At 62.5% G+C, this 13646-nt stretch carries 10 protein-coding genes; 4 read left to right on the forward strand and 6 right to left on the reverse strand.

Annotated features, from left to right (window positions below):
• The first annotated feature begins 394 nt into the window (after positions 1-394).
• The 4 genes from rdgB to AC26AR_RS16845 all read left to right on the forward strand — a co-directional run bounded on the left by rdgB (position 395) and on the right by AC26AR_RS16845 (position 4842).
• A complete protein-coding gene (gene rdgB / locus AC26AR_RS16830; RefSeq protein ID WP_077380010.1) occupies positions 395-1015 on the forward strand; it encodes an RdgB/HAM1 family non-canonical purine NTP pyrophosphatase in 621 nt (206 codons plus the stop codon).
• Positions 1015-2214 (forward strand): radical SAM family heme chaperone HemW, encoded by a 1200-nt coding sequence (gene hemW, locus AC26AR_RS16835; protein ID WP_077379757.1) that lies wholly within the window; start codon positions 1015-1017, stop codon positions 2212-2214. Before rdgB ends, hemW begins: the two co-directional genes overlap by 1 nt.
• Positions 2215-2298: 84 nt before the next feature.
• A complete protein-coding gene (locus tag AC26AR_RS16840) occupies positions 2299-2961 on the forward strand; it encodes a YiaD family glycine zipper/OmpA-like lipoprotein (RefSeq protein ID WP_077379755.1) in 663 nt (220 codons plus the stop codon).
• A 240-nt stretch (positions 2962-3201) separates the two neighbouring features.
• Positions 3202-4842, forward strand: a complete 1641-nt coding sequence (locus tag AC26AR_RS16845) for a 23S rRNA (adenine(2030)-N(6))-methyltransferase RlmJ (RefSeq protein WP_488107349.1) — start codon at positions 3202-3204, stop codon at positions 4840-4842.
• Between the two features lie 136 nt (positions 4843-4978).
• Here the strand turns inward: AC26AR_RS16845 and AC26AR_RS16850 are convergent, their stop codons facing one another.
• The 6 genes from AC26AR_RS16850 to rpmH all read right to left on the reverse strand — a co-directional run bounded on the left by AC26AR_RS16850 (position 4979) and on the right by rpmH (position 12807).
• Positions 4979-6823, reverse strand: a complete 1845-nt coding sequence (locus AC26AR_RS16850) for an ABC transporter ATP-binding protein (RefSeq protein ID WP_488107350.1) — start codon at positions 6821-6823, stop codon at positions 4979-4981.
• Entirely contained in the window at positions 6820-8718 is a 1899-nt protein-coding gene (locus AC26AR_RS16855; protein ID WP_488107351.1) for an ABC transporter ATP-binding protein, read from the reverse strand. The genes AC26AR_RS16850 and AC26AR_RS16855 overlap by 4 nt, the downstream gene beginning before the upstream one ends.
• A gap of 136 nt (positions 8719-8854) precedes the next feature.
• Positions 8855-10273: a tRNA uridine-5-carboxymethylaminomethyl(34) synthesis GTPase MnmE gene (gene mnmE / locus AC26AR_RS16860; protein ID WP_488107352.1), complete on the reverse strand. Its 1419-nt coding sequence runs from the start codon at positions 10271-10273 to the stop codon at positions 8855-8857.
• A 215-nt stretch (positions 10274-10488) separates the two neighbouring features.
• Entirely contained in the window at positions 10489-12153 is a 1665-nt protein-coding gene (yidC, locus tag AC26AR_RS16865) for a membrane protein insertase YidC (RefSeq protein WP_077379744.1), read from the reverse strand.
• Positions 12154-12271: 118 nt separating this feature from the next.
• Positions 12272-12661 (reverse strand): ribonuclease P protein component, encoded by a 390-nt coding sequence (gene rnpA, locus AC26AR_RS16870; RefSeq protein WP_077379742.1) that lies wholly within the window; start codon positions 12659-12661, stop codon positions 12272-12274.
• An 11-nt stretch (positions 12662-12672) separates the two neighbouring features.
• Entirely contained in the window at positions 12673-12807 is a 135-nt protein-coding gene (rpmH, locus tag AC26AR_RS16875) for a 50S ribosomal protein L34 (RefSeq protein WP_043331656.1), read from the reverse strand.
• Positions 12808-13646: the final 839 nt, after the last annotated feature.

Raw genomic sequence — 13646 nt, forward strand, 5'->3', positions numbered from 1 at the left:
AGTCTAGACAAGCGTGATGAGGCGATGCCGTCCTTGGATAGTGCCAGATGGCATAAGAATCTCTTCTTGTTATTCTTTGAATTAGCCCTTTGGGATCAGTGGGTTGGGAGGAGCCCTGGGAAGGTGTCAGTCTTGGTGGGTAACAGGCATAGTGAAATCCCGTGTTGGGATGAGTGGAGATTGGTAAGCCATCGAGCATCCGGGGGCAGACGAGCTCAAGTGAGCCGGGTGATTTTCGTGAGGCTTCAATACCAGTTTGCTCAGTCAGAATGAAAGCTGCCCCGCGTGTACCTATCGGACTCACACGATAGAATGTGTCTTGTACCCTCTGCCTGTTTTCATGATGTTCTCGCAGGGTCGCACGTTTCTTCTGACACCACCCCCGGAGATGTTCATGTCTGCCTCATCACTTGTGCTGGCCAGCGGCAATGCTGGCAAGCTGCGGGAATTCGCTCGCTTGCTGGCTCCACTGGGTATTGCCCCGATTCCTCAGAGCCAGCTGGGTGTCAGTGATGCCGAAGAGACCGGGTTGACCTTCGTCGAGAATGCCTTGATCAAGGCGCGTCATGCCGCCGCCATCACCGGACTTCCGGCACTGGCCGATGATTCGGGGATCGAGGTCGATGCGCTGGACGGCGAGCCCGGTATCTACTCGGCACGTTTCGCCTCGCGTCGTCAGCAAGGCCAGGGAGATCAGGACAACAATGCGGCCTTGCTGTCAGCGCTGGAAGGTGTGCCGGAGGAGGCGCGTACGGCGCGCTACTGGTGTGTGCTGGTCTACCTTCGGCATGCGGCAGACCCTGTCCCCATCATCGTGCAGGCCAGCTGGGAGGGCCGGGTGCTGACCGCTCCGAGTGGTGATGGCGGTTTCGGCTATGACCCCCTCTTCTGGTTGCCAGAGCAGGGCATGAGTGCGGCACAGCTTGAGGCATCCACCAAGAATCGACTCAGTCACCGGGGCCGTGCCATGCAACAGCTGCTTCAAGCATTGACCGCTGCAAGTGAGAGCGCTTGATGTCCGTCGAGTCGTTGCCGCCGTTATCCCTCTATATTCATGTGCCGTGGTGCGTGCGCAAATGTCCTTACTGTGATTTCAACTCCCACGGTGTGGGCCGCGATGCCCATCTACCGGAAGTGGAGTACATCACGGCACTGCTGGCGGATCTGGACCAGGATCTCCAATGCCTCCAGGGGCAGCCTGAGCGTGAACTGCAAAGCATCTTCATCGGTGGCGGGACCCCGAGCCTGCTGAGCGGGCAGGCCTACCAGCGGCTGTTCGATGGCATTCGCGAGCGCGTGGCACTGTCCGAGGGATGCGAGATCACGCTGGAGGCCAATCCCGGCACGCTGGAACAAGGCCGCTTCGCTGCCTATCGCGCTGCCGGCATCAATCGGCTGTCCATCGGGGTACAGACCTTCCAGCCGGAACAGCTCAGCGTACTGGGGCGTATCCACTCCGCACAGGAGGCCGAACGGGCGGTTGCCAGCGCACGTGCCGCCGGTTTCGACAACTTCAACATCGACCTGATGCATGGCCTGCCGGGGCAGACATTGGAAACGGCACTGGATGACATCCAGCGCGCACTGGCGCTCAAGCCCACTCATCTCTCGTGGTATCAACTGACGCTGGAGCCCAATACCGAGTTCTACTCGCGCCCCCCGGTGCTGCCGGAAGATGATCTGCTGTGGGACATTCAGGATCATGGTCACGAGATGCTGGAAAGCGGCGGATTCCGTCGCTATGAAATTTCCGCCTACGCCCTTGAGGGGCGAGGGGCACGCCACAACCTGAACTACTGGAAATTCGGAGATTATCTCGGCATCGGTGCGGGCGCGCACGGCAAGCTGACGCTGGCGAAGACGGACAGCAGCGGGAACTTCACTGGCGAGCTGCAGCTCCAGCGACGCTGGAAGAGCCGGCAGCCCCAGGCCTATCTGCGTCGCATGCAGGACCCGCGTGGCTTCATTGCCGGTCAGCAGGAGATCGCCCCGGAAGAGCTGGCACTCGAGTTCATGATGAATGCGCTGCGTCTGACGGATGGCGTCAGCTTCGAGGAGATGCGCCGCACGACCGGGCTTGAGCGCGAGGCCTTGGAGCCGGGGCTGAGTCTGGCGCGCGCGCGCGGGCTTATCGTTGAGGATGACGCGCTGTTGCGTGCCTCGCCGCAGGGCTTATTGTTCCTCAATGACCTGCTGGCCATGTTCGACACCTGAACGATCAGGCATGATCACACCAGAATGTGGCACTACGCCGATGTCGTCTTGCCATCCATGAGAGTGAAGATAGGGAGCGTTACCATGAAGAAGTCCGTACTCCTGGCCCTGCCGCTGGCAGCTGCCGTCGCGATGGCGGGTTGCACCACGACCAACCCGTATACCAATGAGCAGCAGACCTCCAGTACGGCCAAGGGTGCCGGTATCGGGGCTGTCGTTGGTGCCATCGCCGGGGCGACCAAGAGTGGCAACCATCGTCTCGACAAGGCGCTGATCGGCGCGGCAGCAGGCGCGGCAGCCGGTGGTGGCATCGGGTATTACATGGATGTCCAGGAAGCCAAGCTGCGTGATCAGCTGCAGGGCACCGGCGTCAGCGTGACCCGTGTCGGCGATCAGATCATCCTCAACATGCCGTCCAACGTCACCTTCGGTTCCGATTCCAGCACTCTGTCCGGCCAGATTCAGCCGGTCATGGATGGTGTGATCACGGTCCTCAAGGAATATGACGAGACTCGCGTCAACATCGCGGGCTATACCGATTCCACCGGTGCCAGCAACTACAACCAGAATCTGTCCGAGCTGCGTGCCCAGGCGGTCGGCAACTATCTGGCCAGTGGTGGCATCGCCTTCAATCGTCTGAACATGCGTGGTTATGGCGAAGCCAGCCCGGTGGCATCGAATGATACCCAGTCCGGTCGTGCACAGAACCGTCGCGTCGAGATCACTCTGACTCCGCTGGAAAGCTGAGTCTCAGCCAGCTGTCCTGACGGCAGCGGGTCGCATCGATGTTTCAGACAAGGCCTGCGCTTCGGCGTGGGCCTTGTCGTCTGTGAAGGACGGCTTTTGGGGTGACAAGTGACCATCTCTGCTATCCTTCAGCCCCTTCAGCGGTCTTCATCCATCGGTCACTTTGGCTGAAGCCACCGCCCCCAGATTTCTGTCCAGCCGGCATCATGCCGCTGACATCGCCGTATCAAGGAGGCGCATTTGCTCGCCTATCAGCACGCCTATCACGCCGGCAACTTCGCCGATCTCCACAAACACCTGCTGGCCAATACGCTCGCCGAGCATCTATTACGTAAAGAGTCGCCTGTTACGTTCATCGATACCCATGCCGGACGCGGCTGGTATCCCCTGGCGGCACGTGAAACAGAGCAATTGCGCGAGTATGAGCAGGGCGTGTTGCCAGTGTGGCAGATGCGCGATCGCTGGCTGACGGACGCGGGCGAACCTGCCCCGGGTGCAACGGACAAGCCGCTGGCACGCTGGTTGGCCAGGCTGGCCGACATGCAGCCCGAGAGTGGCAAGGGAGCGCCGTCCACGTTGAGCGTCTATCCCGGTTCGCCCTGGTGGTTGAGCCAGGCGTTGCGTCAGGGGGACAGGCTGCTGGCGTATGAACTGCATCCGGGTGAGATCTACCACTTCGACCAGGCGCCGGTGCAGCGTGACAGTCTTGGCAAGGTGATGCGCCGCCAGCAGGACGGGCTGTCTGGCCTGTTGGCAGCAGTGCCGGTCACCACGCCGCGTGTCGCGGTGCTGATCGACCCCAGTTACGAGCTCAAGAACGATTACCGTGATGTGGCGGATGTCGTGGTCGAGACGCTGCGCAAGTCTCGTCATGCCACCATCATGATCTGGTATCCGCTGCTGCCGGCCGGTCGTCAGCATGACCTGCTCGAGCGCCTCAAGAAGCAGTCGCCCGCGCCGATGTGGCGCAGCGAGCTGGTGATTGACTCGCCCGAGGGCGATCACGGCATGTATGGCTCTGGCATGCTGGTGATCAATCCTCCGTGGCAGTTCGATCGTCAGTTCTCTGATGCCATGCAGGTGGTGGTCGAGGTGCTCAAGGGCGCACTGCCGGCTCCGCAGTCCGTTGCCGTCGAGCACAAGGGCCTGTGGTGGTTGTCGGAAGAGGTCGCACGAGCGCGCAGCGAACCCAAGCCGATGCCGCGCGAGCGGTTGCTGGCGCTGCGCAAGCTCAACCAGAAGGTCAAGCGCGACGCCGACGTGGAAGTGACTCAGGCCAAGCCCAAGCGTGAGAAGCTCAAGCGCGGAGAAGGCTGGGCCAAGCCGCGCGTCCGCAATGACAGCGCGACGCCCAAGGCCAAGGGCAAGGGCAAGCGTCATTCCGCGACGGCCAAGCCGAAGACCAGCATCAAGGCGCAGATCAAGGACCAGGTGCATGGGCATTCCGCCCCCAGTGAGAAGCGGGTCAGCGAAAAGCCCGCCGAGCGCAAGTCGACGTCACGCCCCGAGCCGGCACAACCGCGTGGCAAGGGCGAGATGGCGAGCAAGGCTGCAGGCAAGGATTCTGCCAGCTGGAGCGACTGGTCTTCCAGCATGCCGGGCAAGGGGCGCCGTGAAGGCTCTACTCGCGTCAGCAAGCGCAGTACGCCGGCGATTGGCCGCGATGGTCAGGTCAATTCTTCCAGCACCACCAAGTTGCCCAGGAAGTATGCCGCCAGGCAGCGTCCTGAAGACACCAGCGACGTCGGCAAGCCGCTGGATGCCCGTGAGGCGCGTGCCCTGCGTGAGAAGCAGGAACACAATGCCATGAAGGGCAAGGCGACCAAGGGAAGCCCCGACAAGGGGCAGGGCAGCAAGCCGCGCGGTCCGCGCAAGCCCTGAAGGCCGGCGTGAGAGCTGAAGGCGGAAGCCTGCCACTCAGGCTTCGCAGAATAGACGCCCCCACAGGCTTCGCCTGTGGGGGCGTCTTGCGTGATCCAGTTCATGTTCACATGAATGATCAAGGCGACGCCTCGCGTCAGTGGGGAATATCTTCCTGCCAGAGGCGCTGGTAGAGGCCGGGCGTCGTCATCAATTCTTCGTGTGACCCCAGCTGCGTGACGCGCCCCTGTTCCAGCACCAGCAATCGATCTGCGTCCCGCACCGTGGCCAGACGATGTGCCACCACGATCAGGGTCACCTCGCCGCGCAACTCCTGCAGCACCTGCTGCAGCAGCGCCTCGGTATGGCTGTCGATGCTGGCGGTGGCCTCATCCAGCAGCAGGACGCGTGGGGTGGCCACCAGAGCACGGCCGAGCGCCAGCAACTGCCGCTCCCCGGTGGAAAGGCTCAGGCCTCGCTCGCCCAGCAGCGTGTCGAGGCCCTCCGGCAGTCCGCGGATCAGCGGCGTCAGGTGTGCCTTGTCCAGCACCATGTCCAGCCGTGAATCGCTGATCTCGCGTCCCAGCAGCAGGTTGTCGCGCAATGTCGTGGCACGGATGAAGGGCTCCTGGGGAACGATGGCGATGGCCGCTGCGCGTTGGTGTGCTGACCACTCTCCCAGTGGCCGTCCATCCAGCCGGAGTTGCTCGCGGTGAGCCGGGCGCTGACCACTGAGCAGGTCGAGCAGGGTGGACTTGCCACTGCCGGTCGGGCCGACGACCCCCAGAAATTCACCACTTTCGATCGTGAGCGTGATGCCATCCAGCGCAGGGGTTTCTGCTCCCTGGTGCCAGTGGGTCAGATGCTCGAGCTGATAGTGACCACTCGCCAACGTCGTGATGGCATCTGTCTCGCTCGCTCGTGCTGACGCCGGCGTGGAGGAGGGGGCAGCCTTTGCCCCGGACTCCATCATTGTCCCCGCCGCTTCCCCTTCCCGTGGAGTCTCCAGCACTTCTTCCAGACGTCCGGCGGCTACCAGCGCTGACTGGAAGACCTGCAGGCGTTGGGTAATCTCGATCAGCGGTTCGCTGATGCGCCCCAGCCAGGCGATGAAGGCATACAGCACGCCCAGCTCAGCGCCTCCGCCCAGTTCACGCAGCCCGAAGACCGCGACCAGTGTCAGCGTGATCAGCATGGCCATCAGGTCGATGGCGGAACGCAGCAACAGGCCCGAGACGCGTACCGTGCGCATGCGCGCTGAATATTGCGCGAGATTGAGGCGATGATAGCGCTCGCCGAAGCGCGTCGTCTGGTGGCTGGCCTGCAGGACACTCATCCCGCCGATCGCCTCGGCGATACGTGCATTCTGAAAGGCGCGCAGTCGGCGTACTTCACTGGCAGCACGACCGGAGAAACGCTGATAGAGCCAGATCAATCCGACGGAAAGCGGAATCAGTGCCATCGCGATGAGCGCGAGGGTGCCATCCATCAACGCCATGGCGGACAGTATGCCAATCAGCAGCACCACGTTGCCGACCAGCGTGGCCAGCACTCCGACATACAGCTCCTTCAGGGACTCGGTATCGTTGGTCACGCGTGCCACCAGTTCACCGGCCGCCAGAGTGTCCAATGTCGTCAGTGGCTGATGGAGCAGGTGAGTGAAGACTCGCTCACGCAGATCGCGCACGCTGGCGAGGGCCAGGCGTGCGAAGCGCAGTTGCTGCAGATAGCGCCCGGCGGCTGCCCCACCCTGGGTGATCAGGTACAGACCCATCAGCCCTGCCAGCGCCTCGGGGGCTAGATTGCCGGGAATCAGGTGCTCATCCAGGTAACGCTGTGTCAGCCACGGGCCGAGGACGTCCAGCGCCGTGGCAACGATCAGGATCGACAGCGCGCGCAGGACATCCCCCAGGCGCTGCCTCAGCGGTTGCCACAGCAGTATCAGGCGACGACGGCTGAGCAAGCGTGATGCCACGGGAGCCTCGGATTGCGTGTGACTCATGAGCGCACTCCCTGCGGTGCATCGCTGTCCCGGTCTGCCTGCTGGGCCTGCCAGAGTCGCCAGTAGGCGCCACGTGCCTCGAGCAGCGTCTGGTGATTGCCCTGTTCGAGAATGCGCCCGTCCTCGAGGACCAGAATGCGCTGACAGCGCTGGACGGCTGACAGACGATGACTATTGATGATCAGCGTGCGCTGTCGTCCCTGGCGCTCAGAGTGTTGCAGACGTGCCAGCGTGGTCAGCAGGGTGCGCTCGGTGACCTGATCCACGGCGGACAGGGTGTCATCCAGCAGTAGGATGGGAGCCTCGGTGAGCAGACTGCGCGCCAGTGCCAAGCGTTGACGCTGGCCGCCGGAGAGCGTGATGCCACGCTCGCCGATCATGGTATCGAGCCCGGCGGGAAGACGCGCGAGATCATTGTCGAAGGCGGCGGCGCTCAACGCCTGGTGTATCCGCGCATGGCTGGCCTCGGGACACGCGAGGGCGACATTGTCGGCCACCGAGAGCGCAAACAGGAAGGGATCCTGCGGGACGAGCGAGAACTGGCCACGCCATGCGCGAAGTGTGTACTCACTTGCGGGGTGACCTCCCAGTGTCAGCGTTCCCTGGTCGTCTGACAGCGGCCAGCTGCGAGACAGCAGGCGCAGTAGCGTGGACTTGCCGCTGCCGGTTGCACCGACGATTCCCAGGCTTTCCCCTGCCGCCACCTCAAGCGAGAGCGGTCCAAGAGCACGCTGCTGGCTTCCGGGGTAGTGGAATTCCTCGATCTCAAGGCGGAGTGAGTGGTCGCTCACTTCATCCCGTGTGCCGGTATCCTGCAGCGCTTCCGGGGCCGCATGGAAGATGGCCAGGCGACGAGCGGCCGCCGCACCACGCTGCAGGATGTTCAGGCACCAGCCGAGCGCGAACATCGGCCAGATCAACTGGGCGAGATAGAGCGAGAAGCTGGTCAGTTGTCCAAGCGTGATGGCCTCCTGGAGATAGCGCCAGCTGCCGATGCCCAGCGTCAACAAGGTGGCCATCGAGAGCGAGAGAAACACCACGGGGCTGAAGGCGGCCTCGAGTGTCTGGACGCGATAATCCACGCGTTCGGCGGCCGCGGCGCGTTTCGAGAAGGCGCGGGCTTCGTCATCGAGCAGCGCATGACTCCTGAGCATGCGAATGCCGGCGAAGGCTTCCTGGGTCTGGTCGTTGAGGTCCGAGAAGCGTTCCAGCGATTCGCGAAAACGCAGTCCGATACGTCGGGAGATTCGGGCAAAGGCCCAGGCCATGAAGGGGAACGGCAGCAAGGCAAGCAATGTCAGCGGCACATCGATTGCGAACAGCATGATGCCCAGCACCAGTACGAAGGTCATGGCGCCATCGACGCTGGACAGCACACCTTCTGCGGCGGCCATCTCCACGGCATCGATGTCCTGACTGGCGTGCGCCATCAGGTCTCCGGTGCGATGACGCTGATAGAAGCCGGGGTCCAGGCGTGTCAGCTTGGCGTGAAAGGCATCACGCTGCTCCGTCCCCAGCCGATAGGCGGTCCCGAACAGCGCCACGCGCCAGGCATAGCGCAGGGCGTAGAGCGCGAGGCCCGCTGCCACCAGCCACCACAGGCGGGTCAGCAGGGCATCATGATCCAGACTGCCATCACGCAGGGCATCGATGGTGGCGCCGATGGCCCACGGCAGCAGCAGATTCAGCCCCGCGACCCCGATCAGGAACGCGATGGCCAGCAGGTAGCGGGGCCAGTGGCGGGTGAAGAAATCGAGCAGCAGATGTCGCAACGGGGCCTCGGGAAGAGGCCCTGTGCTCAGCTCGGCGGCGGGGTTCGGCGGGAGTGAGGTGCTGGAGTCACGGGACTCGCGATGGGAATCCTGCGGCCTTTTCGATGTTGCGCGTCCCGCCATGTCGACTCCCTGTCTGCCCCTGCCCATCTTCGCCACTCGGAGATGTTCGGCAGAGGCAGTATAACGAGAGTCTGTCCGCCAGACGCAAGCGCTGGCGGCGGGAGGCTTTCGGGAGGAGAAGGTCAGTCCGGCGGGATCACTTGCCGATGCAGAAGCTGCCGAAGATTTCCCCGAGCAGATCATCGGCCGAGAATTCACCGGTGATCTCGGACAGCGCCATCTGGGCAGCACGCAGGTCTTCGGCCAGCAGCTCCCCCGCCGCGGCGCCAAGCAGCTGGGCCTCGCCGTTGTCGAGAGACTCGCCGGCACGCTCCAGCGCATCCAGGTGACGACGGCGGGCGCTGAAGCGACCTTCGGCCGTGCCGGTGAAGCCCATGATGTCCTTGAGGTGATCACGCAAGGCATCCAGGCCCTGATTGTCGCGCGCCGAGATGCGCACCACGCTGGCCTGATGACGCGCCTGCTCGGCATCGCCATCCTCGATGGCAGTGACGTTGGTCAACCCGGGCGTCTCGCCGCTGGTGTCGATCTTGTTGCGGACCAGCGTCAGGCGTGACGGATCCGGCAGGCGTGCGACGAATTCCGGCCAGATCTCCATCGGGTCGGTGGCTGACGTGGTCGCGGCATCGACCAGCAACAGGACGCGATCCGCCTTCTCGATCTCGTCCCAGGCGCGCTGCACGCCGATGCGCTCGACGGCGTCCGGGGTGTCGCGCAGGCCGGCGGTATCGATGATATGCAGTGGCATGCCATCGAGGTGGATGTGCTCACGTAGCACATCGCGGGTGGTGCCTTCGATGTCCGTGACGATGGCGGTGTCCTGCTCGGTCAGCGCATTGAGCAGGCTCGACTTGCCGGCATTGGGGCGGCCGGCGATCACCACCGTCATGCCCTCGCGCATCAGGGCACCCTGGTTGGCAGCGGCGCGCACGCCCATCAGCTCGGCCTTGACCTCATTGAGGCGCGCCGCGACATGGCCGTCGGCCAGGAAGTCGATTTCCTCTTCCGGGAAATCGATGGCGGCCTCGACGTAGATGCGCAGCTCGATCAGGCGCTGTACCAGCGCACTGACACGCGTCGAGAACTCGCCCTTGAGCGAACGCAGCGCATTCTCGGCCGCCGCGCGTGAGCTGGCATCGATCAGGTCGGCGATGGCCTCGGCCTGGGCGAGGTCCAGCTTGTCGTTCAGGAAGGCACGCTCACTGAACTCACCGGGGCGTGCCAGGCGTGCGCCCAGCTGCACGCAGCGCTCCAGCAGCAGATCCATGATCACCGGGCCACCATGCCCCTGCAGTTCCAGCACATCCTCGCCGGTGAAGGAATTCGGGCCCTTGAAGTAGAGCGCGATGCCTTCGTCGAGGGCGATGGGGTTGCCCTGGGTGTCCAGTCCCATGAACGGGCCATAGTGGGCATGACGCGGCGGGGGGCACTGGCCCAGCATGGCCTGGGCGATGGCCTGGCAGGCCGGCCCGGAGACACGGATGATGCCGACGCCACCACGGCCGGGCGGAGTGGCCAGTGCCGCGATGGAGTCAGGCTGGTAGGCGGTAGACATGCAGAAACCTCGGGCACGAAGCCGGAATGAAGGTGTAGGGGATGGGCGCTATTGTCGCGGCTGACGCCCCGCGACAGCAAGCGAGGGTGTGTCCGGAAGCATCAGCTGGCAGCAGGGCGGTCACGATCGCTCGAGAAAACAGAGGCCTGAAACGCCACGACCCCCGCCAGAGGCGAGGGTCGTGGGTGAGTCATGTCAGGCGAACCTGAAAGGCATCATGCGCCTTTCTTGGTCGGCTCGGCATTCTCGATCTGACGGGTGATGACGTACTGCTGAGCGATCGACAGCGTGTTGTTGACGATCCAGTACAGCACCAGACCTGCCGGGAACCACAGGAAGAAGAAGGTGAAGACGATGGGCAGCATTTTCATGATCTTCGCCTGGGTGGGGTCCGGAGGCGTCGGGTTCAGCAGTTGCTGGATGAACATCGTGAGACCCATGACGATGGGCAGGATGAACAGCGGATCCTTCACGGAAAGATCCTGAATCCACAGCATGAACGGCGCGTGACGCAGTTCGACGGACTCCATCAGCATCCAGTAAAGGGCGATGAAGACCGGCATCTGGATCACGATCGGCAGACAGCCGCCCAGCGGATTGATCTTCTCCGTCTGGTAGAACTTCATCATCTCCTGGGAGACCTTCTGGCGGTCGCTGCCGTACTTCTCCTTGATGCGCTGCATCTCGGGGCCCATCTTGCGCATCTTGGCCATCGAGCGGTATGCGGTCGCGGACAGCGGGAACAGCACGACCTTCACCAGCACGGTCAGCAGGATGATGGAGGCACCCCAGTTACCGACCAGCGCGTGGATGTGCTCCAGCAGCCAGAACAGCGGATTGGCCAGGAACCACAGCCAACCGAAGTCGACCACCAGTTCCAGATAGGGCGCGGTCGCTTCCAGCTGGTCCTGATCCTTCGGTCCGACGTACAGGGTGGCACCGAGCTCAGCCTGCTGACCGGCCGCGACCTGAGTGGTCGGGCTGGCGAAGGCCGCCACGTTGCGGTTCTGCTTGTCGACGCTGGTGTAGTACAGATTCTTCTGATTGTCAGCCGGCACCCAGGCGGACACGAAGTAGTGCTGGATCATGGAGACCCAGCCACCCTGGATGTCGACATTCTTGAAGCTGCCGTCCTGGATATCTTCGAAATCCACCTTCTGGTAGTGGTTCTCTTCTGACGAGAAGGCCGCACCCAGATAGGACTTCATGCCCATGCCGCCACCGGTGGACGGGTCGGCACTGTTGTCGCGAGCCAGCTGACCGATGAAGCGTGCACCGACCGGCTGCTGGGACTGGTTGTCCAGCAGATAGTCAACCTTGAGCTGGTAGCTGTCCTTGCTGACGGTGAAGCGCTTGATGATCGCGACGCCGTTGACGTCGGCCTTCAGATCCACCTGCAGGCTATCGTCATTCTCGCCCATGAGGTAGCTGTTGCTATCGGCGGAGAAGGCGATACGTCCCTTATGACCATCCAGCTGCAGGCCGGACTTGGCCACGTAGCTGCGTGACTGATTGTCAGACAGCAGGACGAAGGGAGCTTCAGAGGTGTTGTTCTGCTTGTGCTCGAGCAGGGCGGCATAGACGACGTCGCCACCCTGCGGGTCGATACGCAGGTCCAGCACATCGCTCTTGACTTCGATCAGGCTGTTGCTCGGAGTACTGGTCGCACTGTCCGGCGTTGCAAGACCGGTATCGCCGCTGGAAGCATTGCTGCTGCTCGGAGCCTCAAGGCCCTGGGCAGTGGCGTTGGCAGCCTGAGAGGCCACCTGGGGAGCCTGTGTCTCTGCAGCGGGCTGGTCGTAATCCTTGTTCCACTGGACGACCAGCAGATAGGCGACAACCGCAAGCGGAATCACGAGGAGTAATCGTTTGACATCCATTGTGTATACCCGGTGGAGGGTGAATCAATCTGGCGGGAGTCAGATGAGTCCGGGTACGAACGGTGGGGCGCATAACGAAAAAAACGCCACATGCCGGACGCACCGGAGAGGTGTCGCGTCAGGCAGGTGGCGTTGACTTGGCCGCTTTCAGACGTCTGGCATCCTTCTCCAGACGAGCCCACATGCCGTCAAGCTGGCGATGCAGTGTCTCGTTGTCCAGCTCGTTCACACCTCGCTTGGCCAATACGACGATGTCGACGGCCGGAAGGCGATGCTGGCGGAGGCGAATGGATTCGCGTGTCAGACGTTTGAGGCGGTTGCGATCTACGGCACGGCGCACGTTCTTCTTGCTGAACACCAACCCCAGGCGGGCATGTCCCAGGTCGTTCGGACACGCCAGAGCCAGAAGCCCCTTGCCGTGTACCTTGAGGGTGGTGTGATCGAAGACGTGCCGGTAATCCCCGGCAGTCAGCAAGCGAAGCTGCCGGGGAAATCCCTGACGGGACATCCGGGCCTCGATCAGGCGCTCAGACGCTTACGGCCTTTCGCACGACGACGCTGGATGACCTCACGGCCACCTTTGGTCGCCATACGAGCACGGAAACCGTGTGTGCGCTTGCGCTTCAGGACGCTCGGCTGAAATGTGCGTTTCATAGCTGCTTCTTCCCACGTGGTTGTTTGGAAAAGGTCAACGAATGTTGCCCTGTATCCACATGAGGACAGGGCAGATTGGTCAGGGGCAGGGATTCTAGTGAATCTGCAAGTCGCTTGCAATGTCGCGTGAGAAGTTGTCCACAGCCGTTTCCCGACATTTCACTGCTGATTCGTGCCACGCCGCCCGTCAGCTGGCGTTTCTCACGGCTATCGAGCCAGCCACGGAGCACGTGTGCAGGGCCAAAAAAATCCTTGTCGAGAAAGGAGAGGAGAAACTGCGCCTCATGCTGACCGAGGGGAAGACTTGCGAAGGGGGGGCGGCGACTCGTGCATCGGGTCCCGCTCTTTCGGGGGATAGCCCCTGCCTCCCGGGCTGTCTTGCCGGACCAGCCAATGACAGATTCGCGGCAGGAAAGCACCGGTGGATAACCTTGCCTGTGCGTGCGTCGCCACCTCCTCGAGAGGGAAAGCGCATTCCCGAGCAAGGCCCTCGCTATCATTGCTACAGAAAGGTAGTTCTGAATATACAGTAACTATAAAGGAGGGAAGATTCTGTGGATAACCTGTTTTTGTCGAAGAAGTTCAATCTACTGCCCTCAGGATATCCCTGATGATAAAGGGTGAAGAACCTGAGTTCAGCCTGTGCATGACACTGTGCATAAGTATCGCCTTATCCCCAGCGGTCCAGATGGCCTCCATCACTCCCCAGAATGTCCAGATGGCAGAAGAATCTTGATACCCAGGTTGTCCACAGTGGATTTCCCTGCCGATGTCGTGTGGATAACTCGTGGCTTGGCCTATACAATGGCCGCCCCTTTGATCACTGGATGTGAGGTCGC

The sequence above is a fragment of the Cobetia sp. PS-4MA genome (assembly GCF_057670765.1).

What these genes read in the sequence shown, in the direction of transcription:
- AC26AR_RS16840 (WP_077379755.1), top strand. Translation starts at nt 2,299, where the DNA reads ATGAAGAAGTCCGTACTCCTGGCCCTGCCGCTGGCAGCTGCCGTCGCG.
- rnpA (WP_077379742.1), bottom strand. Translation starts at nt 12,661, where the DNA reads ATGTCCCGTCAGGGATTTCCCCGGCAGCTTCGCTTGCTGACTGCCGGG.
- rdgB (WP_077380010.1), top strand. Translation starts at nt 395, where the DNA reads ATGTCTGCCTCATCACTTGTGCTGGCCAGCGGCAATGCTGGCAAGCTG.
- rpmH (WP_043331656.1), bottom strand. Translation starts at nt 12,807, where the DNA reads ATGAAACGCACATTTCAGCCGAGCGTCCTGAAGCGCAAGCGCACACAC.
- AC26AR_RS16855 (WP_488107351.1), bottom strand. Translation starts at nt 8,718, where the DNA reads ATGGCGGGACGCGCAACATCGAAAAGGCCGCAGGATTCCCATCGCGAG.
- AC26AR_RS16850 (WP_488107350.1), bottom strand. Translation starts at nt 6,823, where the DNA reads ATGAGTCACACGCAATCCGAGGCTCCCGTGGCATCACGCTTGCTCAGC.
- hemW (WP_077379757.1), top strand. Translation starts at nt 1,015, where the DNA reads ATGTCCGTCGAGTCGTTGCCGCCGTTATCCCTCTATATTCATGTGCCG.
- yidC (WP_077379744.1), bottom strand. Translation starts at nt 12,153, where the DNA reads ATGGATGTCAAACGATTACTCCTCGTGATTCCGCTTGCGGTTGTCGCC.
- mnmE (WP_488107352.1), bottom strand. Translation starts at nt 10,273, where the DNA reads ATGTCTACCGCCTACCAGCCTGACTCCATCGCGGCACTGGCCACTCCG.